Origin of the sequence: Streptomyces shaanxiensis (assembly GCF_039537145.1) — a bacterium.
GTDB lineage: Bacteria > Actinomycetota > Actinomycetes > Streptomycetales > Streptomycetaceae > Streptomyces > Streptomyces shaanxiensis.
This window is the reverse complement of sequence record NZ_BAAAZY010000009.1, coordinates 69,272-86,017: the sequence shown is the minus strand read 5'-3', so window position 1 is coordinate 86,017 and position 16,746 is coordinate 69,272. Positions and strand designations below refer to the sequence as shown.

Annotated in this window: 17 protein-coding genes; 12 read left to right on the top strand and 5 right to left on the bottom strand. The window is 72.3% G+C overall.

Going from position 1 to position 16,746, the window contains the following annotated elements:
• Window positions 1–41: 41 nt before the first annotated feature.
• Window positions 42–497: an ATP-binding protein gene (locus ABD932_RS13435; protein ID WP_345012146.1), complete on the bottom strand. Its 456-nt coding sequence runs from the start codon at window positions 495–497 to the stop codon at window positions 42–44.
• Between the two features lie 213 nt (window positions 498–710).
• On the opposite strand from ABD932_RS13435, the gene ABD932_RS13430 reads away from it, so the two are divergent.
• Together ABD932_RS13430 and ABD932_RS13425 are read left to right on the top strand one after the other, a co-directional pair.
• Window positions 711–1,589, top strand: a complete 879-nt coding sequence (locus tag ABD932_RS13430; protein WP_345012144.1) for a helix-turn-helix domain-containing protein — start codon at window positions 711–713, stop codon at window positions 1,587–1,589.
• A gap of 9 nt (window positions 1,590–1,598) precedes the next feature.
• Window positions 1,599–1,826, top strand: coding sequence for a DUF397 domain-containing protein (locus ABD932_RS13425; protein ID WP_345012142.1), 228 nt, complete (start codon window positions 1,599–1,601; stop codon window positions 1,824–1,826).
• A gap of 95 nt (window positions 1,827–1,921) precedes the next feature.
• On the opposite strand, the gene ABD932_RS13420 is transcribed toward ABD932_RS13425, so the two are convergent.
• A complete protein-coding gene (locus ABD932_RS13420) occupies window positions 1,922–3,049 on the bottom strand; it encodes an 8-amino-7-oxononanoate synthase (protein WP_345012140.1) in 1,128 nt (375 codons plus the stop codon).
• Between the two features lie 146 nt (window positions 3,050–3,195).
• On the opposite strand from ABD932_RS13420, the gene bioB reads away from it, so the two are divergent.
• The 5 genes from bioB to ABD932_RS13395 all read left to right on the top strand — a co-directional run bounded on the left by bioB (window position 3,196) and on the right by ABD932_RS13395 (window position 6,952).
• Window positions 3,196–4,443, top strand: coding sequence for a biotin synthase BioB (gene bioB, locus ABD932_RS13415; RefSeq protein ID WP_345012138.1), 1,248 nt, complete (start codon window positions 3,196–3,198; stop codon window positions 4,441–4,443).
• A gap of 10 nt (window positions 4,444–4,453) precedes the next feature.
• Window positions 4,454–5,734, top strand: coding sequence for an adenosylmethionine--8-amino-7-oxononanoate transaminase (locus ABD932_RS13410; protein WP_345012136.1), 1,281 nt, complete (start codon window positions 4,454–4,456; stop codon window positions 5,732–5,734).
• Between the two features lies 1 nt (window position 5,735).
• Entirely contained in the window at window positions 5,736–6,452 is a 717-nt protein-coding gene (bioD, locus tag ABD932_RS13405) for a dethiobiotin synthase (RefSeq protein WP_345012134.1), read from the top strand.
• 44 nt (window positions 6,453–6,496) lie between these two features.
• Window positions 6,497–6,709: a hypothetical protein gene (locus tag ABD932_RS13400; RefSeq protein ID WP_345012132.1), complete on the top strand. Its 213-nt coding sequence runs from the start codon at window positions 6,497–6,499 to the stop codon at window positions 6,707–6,709.
• A gap of 75 nt (window positions 6,710–6,784) precedes the next feature.
• A complete protein-coding gene (locus tag ABD932_RS13395; RefSeq protein WP_345012130.1) occupies window positions 6,785–6,952 on the top strand; it encodes a hypothetical protein in 168 nt (55 codons plus the stop codon).
• Here ABD932_RS13395 and ABD932_RS13390 read toward each other — a convergent pair.
• Window positions 6,949–9,819 carry a LuxR C-terminal-related transcriptional regulator gene (locus ABD932_RS13390; RefSeq protein ID WP_345012372.1) on the bottom strand — a complete coding sequence of 957 codons (2,871 nt, stop codon included), beginning with the start codon at window positions 9,817–9,819 and terminating at the stop codon, window positions 6,949–6,951. The two genes, ABD932_RS13395 and ABD932_RS13390, sit on opposite strands and share 4 nt — an antisense overlap.
• A 118-nt stretch (window positions 9,820–9,937) precedes the next feature.
• On the opposite strand from ABD932_RS13390, the gene ABD932_RS13385 reads away from it, so the two are divergent.
• Both ABD932_RS13385 and ABD932_RS13380 read left to right on the top strand, forming a co-directional pair.
• Window positions 9,938–10,624: an esterase/lipase family protein gene (locus ABD932_RS13385; protein WP_345012128.1), complete on the top strand. Its 687-nt coding sequence runs from the start codon at window positions 9,938–9,940 to the stop codon at window positions 10,622–10,624.
• 136 nt (window positions 10,625–10,760) lie between these two features.
• Window positions 10,761–11,462 carry a class I SAM-dependent methyltransferase gene (locus tag ABD932_RS13380; RefSeq protein ID WP_345012126.1) on the top strand — a complete coding sequence of 234 codons (702 nt, stop codon included), beginning with the start codon at window positions 10,761–10,763 and terminating at the stop codon, window positions 11,460–11,462.
• Here the strand turns inward: ABD932_RS13380 and ABD932_RS13375 are convergent, their stop codons facing one another.
• Entirely contained in the window at window positions 11,463–11,837 is a 375-nt protein-coding gene (locus ABD932_RS13375; RefSeq protein WP_128430484.1) for a fic family toxin-antitoxin system, toxin component, read from the bottom strand. It lies immediately after the preceding gene.
• A 4-nt stretch (window positions 11,838–11,841) separates the two neighbouring features.
• Entirely contained in the window at window positions 11,842–12,069 is a 228-nt protein-coding gene (locus ABD932_RS13370) for an antitoxin (RefSeq protein WP_062704383.1), read from the bottom strand.
• Between the two features lie 192 nt (window positions 12,070–12,261).
• On the opposite strand from ABD932_RS13370, the gene ABD932_RS13365 reads away from it, so the two are divergent.
• The 3 genes from ABD932_RS13365 to ABD932_RS13355 are packed head-to-tail and all read left to right on the top strand — an operon-like array spanning window position 12,262 to window position 16,706.
• Window positions 12,262–13,140: an ABC transporter ATP-binding protein gene (locus tag ABD932_RS13365; protein WP_345012120.1), complete on the top strand. Its 879-nt coding sequence runs from the start codon at window positions 12,262–12,264 to the stop codon at window positions 13,138–13,140.
• A 3-nt stretch (window positions 13,141–13,143) separates the two neighbouring features.
• Window positions 13,144–15,717: an ABC transporter permease gene (locus ABD932_RS13360; protein ID WP_345012118.1), complete on the top strand. Its 2,574-nt coding sequence runs from the start codon at window positions 13,144–13,146 to the stop codon at window positions 15,715–15,717.
• A gap of 47 nt (window positions 15,718–15,764) precedes the next feature.
• The gene (locus ABD932_RS13355) at window positions 15,765–16,706 is read left to right on the top strand and encodes an LLM class F420-dependent oxidoreductase (RefSeq protein WP_345012116.1); all 942 of its coding nucleotides are present in this window, start codon (window positions 15,765–15,767) and stop codon (window positions 16,704–16,706) included.
• Window positions 16,707–16,746: the final 40 nt, after the last annotated feature.

The following is a 16,746-nucleotide window of genomic DNA, read 5'->3' as shown; positions in this document are numbered from 1 at the left end:
CGCAGACGAAACTCAACCCGTTCCGCGCAACCAGCGGAGCGCTACGGCTGGCCGGCCGCCTGCACCGGCGCCGCCGCCGGCACGATCCACGGCAGCTCGATGGATACGGTCTTGCCGCCCTCCCGCGTGGGCCGCACCCTCAGCTTGCCGCCGCACTCAGCGGTCAGCCAGCGGATGATGACCAGGCCTCGGCCGTTGTCCTGCTGGACGGCGGCCGGCAGGCGTTTGGGGAACCGCGGGTGGCTGTCGGTCACCCCGATGCGCAGGTGTTCGTCACGGTCGAGCTCGATGTCCACCCGGAAGGTGGGTGACTGCCCCAGGGTGTGCTGTACGGCGTTGGTGGTGAGTTCGGACACGATCAGCCGGATGGTCTCGGCCGCTTCGGTCTCCGGTGGCAGTCCCCACTCCGCGAGGGTGGAGACCACGTAGGCCCGGGCCGCGGAGACCGAGGCGGGATCGCTCGGCAGAGTGACGGATGCTTCCAGGTGATCTGCCATGGCGACGTCGTCCCTTTCCCAACGGGACCGCAGTCCGACACGGAGCGGATGGTTCGAGTACGGTCCCGGACTGGTGCTTCGTCGCCAGACTGCCATTACCAGGGCCGTCAGGGTGCCGATCCACCAAGATATGCATATATCTGTCGCTCGAAGCGGTGAACTCTGCGACGGCAGACCGTATTTGGGCGGCCCGGTTGGAGTAAGGAGTTGCCCATGCAGCATGGCCCCGCGGTACGCCGCCGGAAACTGGGCGCGGAACTGCGTGCGTTGCGCACCAGTGCCGGGCTCACCAGTGGTGAGGCGGCCCGGCTGGTGGGCTGGCACCAGTCCAAGGTGAGCCGGATCGAAACCGGCGCCAGCGGGGTGAAACCGGCCGATGTGCGGTTACTGCTCGACGCGTACGGCGTACGGGACACCCAACTACGGGAGCTGCTCCTGGTGTTGGCGGGATCCGACGAGGGTGGCGACCGGCACCACTGGTGGCATGCGTACCGCGGAGTGCTGCCGCCGACGTACCGGGATTTCATCAGCCTGGAGTCCCAGGCGAGCGCGATGCGCACGCTGGAGACCTCCGTGGTGCCCGGGCTGCTGCAGACGCCCGAGTACGCCCGGGCGGTGACCCGGGCCGCGGTGAGCGGACTCGCCGACGAACCCGGCGCCGCCGACGAACGGCTCGACGCACTGGTCGCGGTCCGTCTGGCCAGGCAGGACGTGCTGCACGCCGATCCGCCGCTGCAACTGAGCGCGGTGCTCGACGAGGCGGTGCTGCACCGGGAGATCGGCGGGCCCGAGGTGATGGCGCGGCAACTGGGGCAGCTGGTGGTGGCGGCGCGTCTGCCCCAAGTCAGGCTGCAGATCCTGCCGTTCAAGGCCGGTGAACATATCGGCATCACCGGGCCTTTCGTTATCTTCTCATTTTCGAGCACTTCTGATCTGGATGTGGTTGTTCTCGACCACTTGACGAGTAGCCTCTACCTCGAACGGAAAGAAGACCTCCGGGCTTACACGGAGGCCTTCAACGCCCTTCGGATCCACGCCCTTTCGCCCGAGGAATCGCTGGATTACATCGCCGCGCTAGCCGGCGGCGCGTAAGGAGGCACCATGACCGCACTGCCTCGGAATGTCACCTCAAGCACCGCTCTGACCGGTGCGCGATGGCTGCGCAGCAGCTACAGCACGGGAGCCAACAACTGCGTCGAGACGGCACGGACGTGCTCCGGTCCCTGGATCGGACTGCTCGCCGTGCGCGACTCCAAGGACCCGGCCGGGCCCGCGCTGCTCTTCTCCCCCGAGAGCTGGGCGGGGTTCACGGCCGCGTTCCAGTCCTGACAGCCCCTACTTCTGTTCAGTCCCGGATTCTGATCAGTCCCGATCGGATCTGATCAGTTCCGCCTGATGCGAGGGCAGGGCCGTGTCACGCCGACTCATGGTCGTGTCTCGCGGATCACCTGTACAGCGCGTTCGATCTGCCCCTCGGTGAGGTCCGCGCGGGCGGTCAGCCTCAGCCGTGAGATGCCGTCGGGGACGGAAGGAGGACGGAAGCAGCCCACGGCGAGGCCCGCCGCCCGGCACTCGGCCGCCCAGCGCACGGCCCCCTCCGGGGACGGCGCGCGCACGGAGACGACCGCGGCGTCCGGACGTACCGCTTCCAGACCCGCGGCGGTCAGGCGTGCGTGGAGTTCGCGTGCCACCGCGCGCGCCCGCGCCGCCCGCTCCGGCTCGCGTCGCAGCAACCGCAGTGCCGCCAGGGCCGCGCCCGTCGCCGCGGGGGCGAGACCGGTGTCGAAGATGAACGTCCGGGCCGCGTTGACCAGGTGGTCGATCACCCGGGCGGGGCCGAGGACGGCGCCGCCCTGGCTGCCGAGCGACTTGGACAGCGTGACCGTCACGACGACGTCGCCGGCTCCCGCCAGCCCCACCGCCTGCGGGGCGCCGCGGCCGCCGTCGCCGAGCACGCCCAGCCCGTGCGCGTCGTCCACGACCAGCCCGGCCCCGTGCTCCCGGCACGCCTCGGCGAGCCCCGCGAGCGGTGCGGCGTCGCCGTCGACCGAGAAGACGGTGTCGGACACGACGACGGCGGGACCGTCATGCGTCTGGAGCGCCTTGCGCACGGCGTCCGGTTCGGCGTGCGCGACGACCTGGGTCGTACCGCGCGCCAGTCGGCAGCCGTCGATCAGCGAGGCGTGGTTGCCGGCGTCCGAGACGATCAGCGAGCCGTGCGGCGCCAGCGCGGTGACCGCCGCGAGGTTGGCCGCATAGCCGGAGGAGAAGACCAGCGCCGCCTCGAAGCCGCAGAAGTCGGCCAGCTCGCGCTCCAGCTCGGCATGCAGTTCGGTCGTGCCCGTGACGAGCCGGGACCCGGTCGCGCCGCCGCCCCACGCCTGCGCGGCCCGCGCCGCGCCCTCGGTGACCTCGGCGTGGCGGGCCAGGCCCAGGTAGTCGTTGCTCGCCAGGTCGAGGAGCGGCGAGTCGGCGGAGCGGGGGCGCAGCGTCCGTACGAGTCCGGCGCGGCGGCGCAGCTCCGCCTGCTCGTCGATCCAGCCGAACGCCATGGCTCCTCCGGGCTTTTGTAGGCAGTGCACAGACATTAGCCGCACGATCCGCCACCCACGGTGTGGCAATACCCACACATCGAAGTGACAGGGTTGTCCGAAGTCTCCTTGGCTCGGAGCCCCTCCGTACGTCAGGATCAGCTCCCATGGACCTGCTGAACACGCTGGTGGACAAGGGGCTTCGGCGCGAGCTGCCGACCCGCGAGGAAGCCTTGGCCGTCCTCGCCACTTCCGACGACGACCTGCTCGATGTGGTGACCGCGGCCGGAAAGGTGCGCCGGCACTGGTTCGGCCGACGGGTGAAACTCAACTATCTCGTCAACCTCAAGTCGGGCCTGTGCCCGGAGGACTGCTCCTACTGCTCCCAGCGGCTCGGCTCCACCGCCGGCATCCTCAAGTACACCTGGCTCAAGCCCGACGAGGCCTCCCAGGCCGCGGCCGCCGGTTTGGCGGGTGGCGCCAAGCGGGTCTGTCTGGTGGCGTCCGGGCGCGGCCCGACCGACCGGGACGTGGACCGGGTCTCCGACACCATCAAGGCGATCAAGGACCAGAACGAGGGCGTCGAGGTGTGCGCCTGTCTCGGTCTGCTCTCCGACGGCCAGGCCGAACGGCTGCGCGAGGCGGGCGCGGACGCCTACAACCACAACCTCAACACCTCCGAGGGCACGTACGCGGAGATCACGACCACCCACACGTACGCCGACCGGGTGGACACCGTGCAGAAGGCGCACGCGGCCGGGCTGTCCGCCTGCTCCGGCCTCATCGCGGGCATGGGCGAGAGCGACGAGGACCTGGTCGACGTCGTCTACTCGCTGCGCGAGCTGGACCCGGACTCGGTGCCGGTCAACTTCCTGATCCCCTTCGAGGGCACCCCGCTCGCCAAGGAGTGGAACCTCACCCCGCAGCGCTGCCTGCGGATCCTGGCGATGGTCCGGTTCGTGTGCCCGGACGTCGAGGTCCGGATCGCGGGTGGCCGCGAGGTCCATCTGCGCACGATGCAGCCGCTCGCCCTGCACCTGGCCAACTCGATCTTCCTCGGCGACTACCTCACCAGCGAGGGCCAGGCGGGCAAGGCCGACCTGGAGATGATCGCGGACGCCGGGTTCGAGGTGGAGGGCGCCGGTGAGGTGACGCTGCCCGAGCACCGGGTGACGGCCGGGGGCGGGTGCGGGTCGCAGGCAGGTGCGGGGTGCGGGTCGCACGAGGGCGCCGGGTGCGGGTCGCACGACGAGGGCGCGGGCTGCGGGGCGTCGCAGGAGAGCGCCGGGTGCGGGTCGCACGAGGGTGGCGGTGTGTGCGGTACGGCCGCTGCCGCGCCGGCCGGCGAGCCGCGCACCGACCTGGTCGCGGTACGCCGCCGGGGCGCCGGAACGGACCTCGCGCCCAATGCCTGACCCGCGCCCCATGCACGACCTGAGCGTGCCCGAGCTGCTGGAGCTCGACCGGCGGCACGTCTGGCATCCGTACGGCCCCATGCCCGGCCGCATCGAGCCGCTGGTCGTGGAGTCGGCGAGCGGCGTGCGGCTGAAGCCGGCGGACGGTTCGGGCGAACTGGTCGATGGCATGTCGTCATGGTGGTCGGCCATCCACGGCTACAACCACCCGGTGCTCAACGAGGCCGCGCACGAACAGCTGTCCCGCATGAGCCATGTGATGTTCGGCGGGCTCACCCACGAGCCCGCCGTACGGCTGGCGAAGCTCCTTGTCGACATGTCGCCCGACGGTCTGGAGCATGTCTTCCTCGCCGACTCCGGGTCGGTGTCGGTCGAGGTCGCGGTCAAGATGTGCCTGCAGTACTGGCGTTCGCTGGGCCGCCCCGGCAAGCAGCGGCTGCTGACCTGGCGCGGCGGCTACCACGGCGACACCTGGCAGCCGATGTCAGTGTGCGACCCCGAGGGCGGGATGCACGAGCTGTGGACCGGGGTGCTCCAGCGCCAGGTGTTCGCGGACCCGCCGCCGGTGGAGTACGAGGAGTCGTACGCCGAGCATCTGCGCTCGCTGATCGAGCGGCACGCCGACGAACTGGCCGCCGTGATCGTCGAGCCGGTCGTGCAGGGCGCGGGCGGGATGCGGTTCCACTCCCCCGCGTATCTGCGGGTGCTGCGGGAGGCGTGCGACGCGCACGACGTGCTGCTGGTGTTCGACGAGATCGCGACCGGGTTCGGGCGCACGGGCGCGCTGTTCGCCGCGGACCACGCGGCGGTGACGCCGGACGTGATGTGCGTGGGCAAGGCGCTGACCGGCGGCTACCTGACGATGGCGGCGACGCTGTGCACGTCCCGTGTGGCCGACGGGATCTCGCGGGGCGAGGTGCCGGTGCTCGCGCACGGCCCGACCTTCATGGGCAATCCGCTGGCGGCGGCGGTGGCCTGCGCCTCGATCGAGCTGCTGCTCGGCCAGGACTGGTTGGCCGAGATCAAGCGGATCGAGGAGGGTCTGCGGGACGGCCTGGCTGCCGCGGCGGACATTCCGGGCGTGGCGGACGTACGCGTCCTCGGCGCCATCGGGGTCGTCCAACTCGACCATCCCGTCGACATGCAGGCGGCGACGGCGGCCGCCGTGCGCGAGGGCGTGTGGCTGCGGCCGTTCCGGGACCTCGTCTACACGATGCCGCCGTACGTCACGGGCGACACGGACGTGGCACGGATCGCCCGCGCGGTGTGCGCGGCGGCGCGGGAGGGATGACATGCCGGTACTGGTGATCACGGGCACGGGCACGGAGGTCGGCAAGACGGTCACGACGGCCGCGGTCGCCGCGGCCGCGGTGGCGGCGGGCCGGTCGGTGGCGGTGCTGAAGGCCGCGCAGACGGGCGTGACGCCGCACGAGCTCGGCGACGCGGAGGAGGTCGCGCGGCTCGCGGGCACGGTGACGACCGCGGAAGTCGCCCGCTATCCCGAGCCGTTGGCCCCAGCCACGGCCGCGCGCCGGGCCGGCCGCCCGCCGGTGCGTCCGCACGAGATCGCCGACGCCGCCGCCAAGCTGGCCGCCGAGCACGACCTGGTGCTGGTGGAGGGGGCGGGCGGGCTGCTCGTCCGGTTCGACGAGGCGGGCGGCACGCTGGCGGACGCCGCCGAGCTGATGGCGGCGCCGGTCCTGGTGGTGGCGTCGGCGGGCCTCGGCACGCTGAACACGACGGAGCTGACCGCGCGTGAACTGCGTGGCCGACGGCTGGACTTGCTGGGCGTGGTGATCGGCAGCTGGCCCGAGGCACCGGATCTGGCGTCACGCTGCAACGTGGCGGATCTGCCGGAGGTGGCGGGGTCACCGCTGCTGGGGGCGGTGCCGACGGGGGCGGGGGCGCTGGCGCCCGCCGACTTCCGCGTCGCGGCGCCGGGTTGGCTGGCGCCCCGGTTGTTCGGGACGTGGGACGCGGAGGGGTTCCGGGGGCGGGTAGCGCCCTGAGGTGTGCCTGCCTGGATGTCAGACCCGCATGCCATCCGCTGATCATGGCCAACGCAGACGCGGTCGAAGACCTGCACGACGACGCTTCACCACCCGCTCCGGCACCCGCCGCCCCAGCTGAATGGGAGCGCCTGATCGGGGAATGGGATGAGATCCGGCACGGCTACCACCTCGGCAATGCGCCGGGAACGGTGCTGGAGTGCGCGTGGAATCTCGAGGCGAGCGTGGCTGCCGACGGGCCCGACACCGCGCTGTGAACCCTCGGGCTGGTACTCACGTGTGACGACATCGAGCTCGATTTCGAGCTGGACAACTTCCGGTACGTCCTGGAGATGCTGGCCCGTCCGGAGCAGGACGCCGCTCAGGAAGCCGTCCTGGACGATGCGCAGCCCTGTTCCGACGACGACTCGGAGAAGAGGTTCGAGCACCGGATGACCCGGGAGATATGGGCGTGCCCGGTGAATCTCGCCGGGTTCGCCCGTGCCTTCTCCGGTTCCTAGACAGCCTCGCTCTCGTCGCTCTCGGCGAGGAGCCGTACCAGTTCGATGCGGGAGCGGATGCCCAGGCGGGTGAAGACGCCTCGCAGGTGATGGTCGATGGTGCGCGGGCTGAGGGCCAGGCGGCCGGCGATCTCGCGGTTGGTCGCGCCCTCCGCCGCCATCCGCGCGACCAGAAGCTGTTGTGCCGTGAGGCGGGCGACGGTGGCGTCGAGGCCGGCCGGCGCGGGGGCTGCCGGGGTGCCGAGGGCGCGGAGCTCGGTGCGGGCCTGGGCCGCGCAGTGCGGGGCGCCGAAGGAGTCGAAGGCTTCCAGTGCACTGTGCAGGCGGTCGCGTGCCTCCGTACGGCGGCGCAGCCGACGCAGAGCGCTGCCGAACAGCAGCTCCGTGCGGGCGCGTTCGAAGTCGCGGGTGCCGTGGGAGTGCAGGTCGAGTGCCGTCCGGTAGTGCTCGACGGCTTCCTCCCCCGGAGCGAGCAGGGCGCCGCAGCGGGCACTGAGGGCCAGGTCGTCGGGGCTGCGGACCGTGCTCGCCCAGCGGTGGTAGTCGGCGTGCGCGACTCGGGCGACCCTCGTGTCCCCCGTGCGGACGGCTGCCTCCACGTAGTGCGGGGTGGCCAGGTGGCGGACGGCCCGGTGGCCGTGGCCGGGCCCGAAACCGGCGAGGGCGCGCAGCCGGGCCGCCGCCGCGGCGAAGCGGCCGCTGCTCAGGTCGAGGAAGGCGAGCGCCCACTGGGCGAGGGCGGCGGGCAGGCCCAGCCCGTGGGTGAGGGCGTACGACCGCGCGGTCGCGGCGCGTTCGTGGCAGACCTCGGCGTCTCCGGTGAGCGCGGCGAACATCGCGAGGGCGGCCTGCAGATGACAGGCGCCGTTGTCCTGACCGGTGGCGTGGGCCTGCCACAACGCGTCGGCCGCGGCGGCCTCGCCGGCCCTGGGACGCCCGGTCCAGAAGTCGGCGTACGCGCGGAACTCCATGGCCTGCGGCACGGTCACCGGCGTACCCAGCGCCCTCGCGGAGGCGGCCGCGCGGACGGTCGCGGTGGCCGCGCGGGTGTGGTCGCCCAGGAGCAGCGCGGCGATCCCGGCGTGGATCAGGACGGTGGGGTCACCACCCGGCCCACACCGCCCGGCCGCCGACTTCAGCAGGTCCCGCGCGTCCTCGTACCGCCCGTCGAAGGCGGCCACGAGCCCGGTCAACGTCCCGGGCGGCACGAGCCCGTGCCGATCGGCGACCCGGGCGGCCTCACGCAGACGGCGTACGTCTCCGGTGTAGATGGCGGCTTCGGTGACTCGGGCGAGGAGGTGGGCGGCCGGGGTGGGGGTCCCGGTGAGGGGCCCCGTGAGGGTGGGGGTACGGGTCGGGGTGGGCGTGACGACAGTGGGTGACGCGGCGGGGACTGCGGGCCGCGTGGCGCGATGGGCTGTGGCCCGGGAGGCGCCGTGCGCTGTGGGCCGGGAGGCCCTCGCCGCCGGGCCCGCCGACCGCAGACCGGCGTCGTCAGCGGCGACTGCGGAGCCTGCGCCATCCGCACCGTCGGGGTCCGAAACCGCCGAAGTGGAGGGCACCGCAACGCCCGCCGACACCACAAGCTCTGCAGCACCCGTGGGCTCGGTTACCCCCGCCGCGCCCGCCGGCCCCGCGACGTCCCCCACGCCCGTGGGCTCCACGACACCCGACACACCCGCGGGCTCGGTTACCCCCGCCGCGCCCGCCGGCCCCGCGACGTCCCCCACGCCCGTGGGCTCCACGACACCCGACACACCCGCGGGCTCCGTTACCCCCGCCGCGCCCGCCGGCCCCGCGACGTCCCCCACGCCCGTGGGCTCCACGACACCCGACACACCCGCGGGCTCCGTTACCCCCGCCGCGCCCGTCGGCCCCGCGACGTCCCCCACGCCCGTGGGCTCCACGACACCCGACACACCCGCGGGCTCGGTCACCCCCGACACACCCGTGGGCTCGGTTACCCCCGCCACACCCGTCGCCCCCGCGCCCCCCGCCGCCGCCCGCACCACCCCCATCAACAACGCGTCGAACGCCTCCGCCGCGTTCCCCGCCCGGAGGGCCAGCACCCCGCTCAACGCGTCGTCGGAGACGGCCGCCGCCAGCCTGCGTGCCCGGTCGCCGTCGCCCGACCGCCAGGCGTACGCGGCGGCCCGGGCCAGCAGGCGGGCCTGCTCGGACGGGTCGGGGCACAGCGCGGCGGCCCGCTCGGCCAGTGCGCGTGCCACCGACAGGCGCCCCGCCTCCCCCGCCTTGCCCGCGGCGGCGCCGAGCTCCGCCGCCAGGCGTGCGCTGGGGCCGAGCGCCCCCGCGCCCCGGTGCCAGGAGCGCCACGGCGTCTCGCCCTCGCCGCGCAGCACGCGGGCCAGCAGGCGGTGGACGTCGCGGCGGTCGGCCGGGGAGCCCGTCTCGTAGGCCGCGATCCGCGTCCAGGCGTCGCGGAACACCACCCCGCCCGCTCCCGCGTGCGCGATCCCGGCCGCCTCGGCGGCGTCCAGCAGCCGAGTGTCGAGGCGGGCGGCCATGACGGCACGCAGGAAGGCGTCGGTGGGGACGGGGTACTGGTCGGCCGCGGCGAGGAGCAGCAGCAGACGCGTGTCGTCCGGCAACGCCCTGATCTCCGCACGGCGTTCACGCAGCAGGGACGGGGCCAGTTCGGCCGGTGACGTGGGCAGCGGGTCGACGCCCGTCGCCTGGCGGTCGGTCAGGCGCGGGGCCAGTTCGGCGGCGGCGCGCGGATCGCCGTACACGGCACGCAGCACGCGGACGCGGACGCCTTCCGGAAGGACGGCGTCCGGCTGTCGCCACGCGTCCGTGCGCCGCGGTGGCGAAGTGCGGTCGAGAGGCGGGGGGTTCACCGGAGTCACCACACAAATGACGTTACTGGCGAGTTAATTGAACCGTAAAGACCGGCGATTTCGCCGATGCGGCGCGCGTAGACCCGGCTCGACACTCCTGACAACCCCACACGTTTCAGGAGGCATCATGCAGCGCACCACGCGTCGCATCGCCACGGCCTGTTCGGCCCTGGCCACCACGCTCCTTCTGTCACTGTCCCTCTCCCCCACACCCGCGCACGCCGCGACCCACGACCCCGTCGTCTTCGTGCACGGCCTCAGCAGCTCGGCGAGCAGCTGGGACGACTGGGTCGGCTACTTCAAGGCCGACGGCTACAGCGCCTCCGAGCTGGACGCGTTCTCGTACGACTGGGCCCAGTCGAACGCCACCACCGCTCAGCAGCTCTCGACCGAGATCAGAAACGTGCTCGCCCGGACCGGCGCCTCGAAGGTCGACGTGGTGGTCCACTCCATGGGCGCGCTCAGCTCCCGCTACTACCTCAAGAACCTCGGCGGGACGTCGTACGTCGACGACTTCGTCTCCACGGCCGGCGTGAACCACGGCACGTCCACCGCCTCGTGGTGCGCGTGGCTGTACACCTCGTGCGCGGAGATGAACACCGGCAGTTCGTTCCTGGCCTCCCTGAACTCCGGCGACGAGACCCCGGGCAGCGTGTCGTACGCGAGCTACTGGTCGAACTGCGACGACGCGCTCACACCCGACACCACCGCGATCCTCAGCGGCGCCACGAACGTCGAGGTCGGCTGCGTCTCGCACACCGACATGAACAACGACCACGGCGTGTACGAGCAGGTCCGGGACTTCATCGGCTGAGGCCGAGCCCCGGCTGAGCGACAGCCACACGACAGCTGTCCGCAGGCCGCATGACGGTCACAGCGACAGCGGGGGGTGCGCCGGTCCCGAACGGGGGACAATCGGGAGTGAGTCCCCTTCCGTCCGGGAGGTACCCATGGCCCTACGGTCCCTACGGCCCGCCGGCTCCGGCAAGGTGTCACGGGATGCCGTGCACCACCCGCTGTTCGCCCGTTTCTACGCCCGGATCAGCGTCAACGCCGAGTCCCGGATGGGCATGGGCGACATCCGCGAACGGCTGCTGGCCGGGCTGTCCGGCCGGGTGATCGAGATCGGCGCGGGCAACGGCCTGAACTTCGCCCACTATCCGAGCGCGGTCTCGGAGGTGGTCGCCATCGAACCGGAGCGCCTGCTGCGGAAGTTGGCGGTGGAGTCCGCGCTGCGCGCCGGGGTGCCGGTGGACGTGGTGCCGGGCGCGGCGGAGGCGCTGCCGGTCAAGAGCGAGGCCTTCGACGCGGTGGTGCTCTCGCTGGTGCTGTGCAGCGTGCGGGACGTGCCGCGGGCGCTCGGTGAGGTACGGCGGGTGCTGCGGCCGGGCGGTGTCGTGCGGTTCTTCGAGCACGGCCGGGGCGGCGGGCCCGCGATGCAGTTCACGCAGCGTGCGCTGGACCGGACGGTGTGGCCGCTGGTGAGCGGCGGCTGCCATGTCTCGCGCGAGCCGGTCGCCGCGTTGCGGACGGCCGGGTTCGAGCTCGGCCCCGTCCGGCGGGTGATGATGCCGGAGAAGGGGCCGGTGCTTCCGTCGTCGTACTGCGTGCTGGGCACGGCGTGGCGGCCGGCCGAGGAGCGGCCCGTCTGATCACAGGCTCCACTGGCGCAGTTCGCGGGCGATGTCCTCGACCGAGGCCTCACCGCTCTTGACCAGCCGGGCCAGGTCACGCACCTGCTCGGGCGAGGTGACGACCTTGAGGCCGCTGGCGACCAGGTAGGCGTAGGCCACGGCGGAGGCGAACAGCGCGTTGGAGCGCTCCAACGCCGGGACGTGGATGAGCAGTTGAAGCAGGGCCGCGGCGCGGGCCTGCGGACTGTCGTAGACGGGGACGTCGAATATCTCGGCCTGATGGCGGGCGACGGCGGCGACGAGAGCTCCCCAGTCGGTGACCTGAGGGTCCCCGGGTGTGCGCTTCTCGGCGAGCATCAGCAGCCAGGCAAGGTCGATGGTCAGATTGCTCAACGGATCAGCGGCGACCTTCGCGCTCCGCGCCGAATTCCTCGGCGAAGACGGACTCGTACTGCTTCATGAAATCGGCGGCGGCGTCCACGAACGTGTGGCCGACCTCCCCTGTGTCCTTTCTGACCAGCTCCTCGATGTAGCGGTTGACGCTCATCCCACGGGCCAGGGCACGTTCGCGAGCGGCGCGGGCCGTGCCCTCGTCGACTCTCACGTTCAGCTGGGTCTTCGCCATAACTAGAAGCTAGCGCTCGGACGCTAGCAGCGGCAAGGGGGCCCAGGGGGCGAAGGGTGCCCCTTACATCGACATCAGGGGCCCGACCTGGGACGGAGACCGACCGGGACCTACGAGGGATACCGGGTGTGGGGTGGATCACATTACGCTCGGCTGGGACGAGGAGTCCGTTACGTCCGCGAGGAGGCGGTCTTGCCCAACGCAGCTGCGGAGTACGCCCCGAACCCCGCGTCGGCCGACGGGATCGCGGCCCGCGCCCGCGGTCTGACCAAGGCGTACGGCTCGGGCGAGACGACCGTGCTCGCCCTCGACTCGGTGGACGTGGACATCGCGCGCGGCCGCTTCACGGCGGTCATGGGGCCGTCGGGTTCCGGGAAGTCCACGCTGATGCACTGCCTCGCGGGCCTCGACAACGTCTCGGCCGGGCAGGTGTGGCTCGGCGACACCGAGATCACCGGGCTGAGGGAGCGCGAGCTGACCCGGCTGCGGCGGGACCGGATCGGCTTCATGTTCCAGTCGTTCAACCTCATCCCGACCCTGAACGCGGCCGAGAACATCACCCTGCCCATGGACATCGCCGGCAAGAAGCCCGACGAGAAGTGGCTGGACCAGGTCATCGACACGCTGGGCCTGCGCGATCGCCTCAAGCACCGGCCCTCCCAGCTCTCCGGCGGCCAGCAGCAGCGCGTCGCCTGTGCCCGCGCGCTGGCCTCCCGGCCCGAGCTGATCTTCGCCGACGAGCCGACCGGCAACCTCGACTCGCGGGCCGGTCTGGAGGTGCTCGGCTTCCTGCGGGAGGCGGTTGACCAGCTGGGGCAGACCGTGGTCATGGTCACCCACGACCCGGGCGCCGCCGCCCACTCCGACCTGGTGCTCTTCCTCGGGGACGGGCGGATCGTCGACGAGATGGAGCGGCCGACGGCGGAGGCCGTACTGGAGCGGATGCGCCTCTTTGCCGGGGGGAACCCCCAGACCTCGGGCTTCGACGTGATCCGCGGCCAGTCCGACGACAGCGGTCCCCCGCCGGGAGCGACACCCACCACCGGCAACCCGTCGCCCGAGGAGCCCTGACCCGTGCTGAAGGCGACGCTCCGGAGCTTCCTCGCCCACAAGGGGCGGCTGCTGCTCTCCGCCCTGGCGGTGATCCTGTCCGTGGCGTTCGTCGCGGGCAGCCTGATCTTCTCGGACACCGTCAGCCGTACCTTCGACCGGCTCTTCGCCTCGACCGCCGCCGACGTCACCGTCACCCCGAGGGAGACCCTCGACGAGACGGTGCCCTCCGGTCAGACCCTGACCCTGCCGGCCTCGCTCGCCGACCGCCTGTCCCAGGTCCAGGGCGTCGCGGCGGCCCGCGCCGAAGTGGACGTGGAGGGCCTCACCGTCGCCGACGAGAACCGCGAGTCGGTGGGCCCGACCACCGGCGCCCCCACGATCGGCACCGCCTGGAACCCGACCGAACGCAGCCCCGTGGAGCTCACCTCGGGCCGCGCCCCGCAGGGCGACGGGCAGGTCCTGATCGACGCGGACACCGCCGACAGCAAGGACGTGCGGATCGGCGACCGGCTCACGGTCATCGGGCAGGAGGGCTCCTTCCCGGTCGAGGTCGTCGGCATCGTCACCTTCACCACCACCAACCCCGGTGCCGCACTGGTCTTCTTCGACACCGCGACCGCGCAGACGAAGCTGCTGGGCGACCCGCGGGGCGCCACCGGCATCTCGGTGGACGCGGCCGAGGGCGTCAGCGACACGGAGCTCAAGCGGCGCGTGGCCGACGCGCTCGGGTCCGACGCCGACACCTACGAGCTGCGCACCGCCGACGAGCAGGCCAAGTCGGACGTCGAACAGCTGGGCGGATTCCTCGACATCATCAAGTACGTCATGCTCGGCTTCGCCGGGGTCGCGGTCCTCGTGGGCGTGTTCCTGATCGTCAACACGTTCTCGATGCTGATCGCCCAGCGCACCCGCGAGCTCGGCCTGCTGCGGGCACTGGGCGCCGACCGGCGCCAGGTGCGGCGCTCGGTCCTCACCGAGGCGCTGCTGCTCGGGCTGGTCGGCTCGACGCTGGGCCTCGCCGCCGGCATCGGGCTGGCCGTCGGACTCATCGAGCTGATGGGTCTGATGGGCATGAACATCAGGGCGAACGAGATGGTCGTCGGGTGGGTGACCCCGTTCACCGCCTACGTCGTCGGCCTCGGCGTCACCTTCGTCGCGGCGTACCTGCCGGCGCGGCGCGCGGCCGGCGTCTCGCCGATGGCGGCCCTCGCGGACGCCGAGATCGCCGAGATCGGGCGGCCGCTGCGGATGCGCGCGGTGGCGGGCTCCGTGGTCGGCGCGGCCGGCGCGGCGGCGCTCGTGGGCTGTGCCGTGTCGTCGAAGACGTCGTCGGCGGCCTCCCTGCTGGGTCTCGGCGTCCTGCTGACCCTCGTCGCGACCGTGATCGCGGGACCGCTGCTCGTACGTCCCGTGATCCGGGTGCTCGGCGGGGCCTTCCCGGCGCTGTTCGGCTCGGTCGGCCGGATGAGCCAGCGCAACGCCCTGCGCAATCCGCGCCGCACCGGGGCCACGGCGGCCGCCCTGATGGTGGGCCTCGCGCTGGTCGGCGGGATGTCGGTGGCCAGCGCCTCGATGACCAAGTCGTTCGACGAGCAGATCGACAAGACGCTCGGCGCCGACTTCGTGGTGCAGAACAGCAACTTCGTGCCCTTCCCCAGGGAGGTCACCGAGCGGATCGAGGACACCGAGGGCGTGGGGCTCGTCGTGCGCTCGCAGTTCGTGACGATCGCGGTGCGCATGCCGGACGGCGACCGTGTGAAGACGACCGCCGCGGGCTACGAACCCGAGCTCGACGAGGTCGCCCACATCACGTACGCGCAGGGCGACACCGCGGCCGCGCTCGCGGCCGGGAACCTCGCCATGGACAAGGACTTCGCCGAGGACCACGGCGTACGCGTCGGCGACACGCTCCCCGTCGCGTTCCAGGGCGACCGGCGGGCCGAGCTGAGGGTGGGCGCCCTCACCGACCAGGAGGCCGCCGAGGGGTTCGGCGCGCAGGGCGGGATCTACTTCGGCCTGGGCACACTGGAGAAGTACGCGCCGGGCGGACAGGACGCGGCCGTGTACGTCAACGCCGCCTCCGGCACCGGCGACGACGACCTGCGGGCAGGCCTGGAGAAGACGCTCGACCCGTATCCGCAGGTGCAGGTCCGGGACATCGCCGACTACAAGGACCTGGTGCACGACCAGATCGCCGTACTGCTCTACCTCGTCTACGCCCTCCTCGGGCTCGCGATCATCATCGCCGTGCTGGGCGTGGTCAACACCCTCGCCCTGTCGGTCGTCGAGCGCACCCGGGAGATCGGGCTGCTCAGGGCCATCGGGCTGGCCCGGCGGCAGCTGCGCCGGATGATCCGGCTGGAGTCGGTGGTGATCGCCGTGTTCGGCGCGGTCCTGGGCCTGGCGCTGGGGCTGGTGTGGGGCGTGTGCACCCAGCAGGTGCTGGCGTTGCAGGGCATGACGGCGCTGGCGATCCCCTGGGGCACGATGGTCGCGGTGGTGATCGGCTCGGCCGTGGTGGGTGTCGTGGCGGCGCTGCTGCCCGCGTTGCGTGCATCGCGCATGAATGTGCTGGCGGCCATCGCGCACGAGTGATGGAATCGCAGGCAGGCACTCAAGTCCCTTGCAGGTGAGGAGAGTTCATGTCGCGACCGGATGGCCCGCGCCCGTTCCGCTTCGGCGTCACCCTGATGACCCCCGCCCCGGCCGACCAGTGGCGGGCCAAGTGCCGCCGGGCCGAGGAGCTCGGCTACGACGTGATCCTGGTCCCCGACCACCTGGGCATGCCCGCGCCGTTCCCGGCCCTGGTCGCGGCGGCCGAGGCGACCGAGCGGCCACGACTGGGCACGTTCGTGCTCAACGCGGGGTTCTGGAACCCGGCCCTGCTCGCCCGGGAGGTGGCGACGACCGACGCCCTGACGGGCGGGCGCCTCGAGCTCGGGCTCGGCGCGGGCTACGTACAGGCGGAGCACGACACGGCGGGTCTGCCGTTCGGCTCTCCCCGCGAGCGCGTGGACCATCTGCGGCGCACGGTCGAGGAGCTGGAGCGGCTGCACGGATCGGACGAGCTCCCCCACTCTCGGCTTCGCTCGAGCGGGGGGACCCCCATGCCGCGGCCGGCGCAGAAGCCACGCGTACCGCTGCTGATCGGCGGAAACGGCGACCGCGTCCTGCGGCTGACCGCCGAGCACGCCGACATCGCGGCGTTCGGGGGCGCGTACGCGGACCCGGAGAGCTCGACGGGGCGGCTCGTCCCCGTCACGGCCGAGCAGCTCGACGAGCGAGTGGCCCGGTACCGGAAGTTCGCGGCGGGCCGGGAGGACCCGGCGGAGCTGAACCTCCTCCTGCAGATGGTGGTCGTCACCGAGGACCGCGCGAGCGTGGTCCAGCCTCTGCTCGACCGGGTGCCGGAACTGACCCTGGAGCAGGTCCTGGCGCTGCCCATCCTCCTGGTCGGCGCCCTGGAGCAGATCGTCGAACAGGTGCTGGCCCGGCGGGAGCGGTACGGCTTCACCTATCTGACCGTCCTGGAGCCGTACATGGAGGCGTTCGCGCCGGTGATCGAGCGGCTGCGCGGCAAGTAGCCGTCCGCATAATGGAATTACGCGTCCCGTTCCGGCTCCC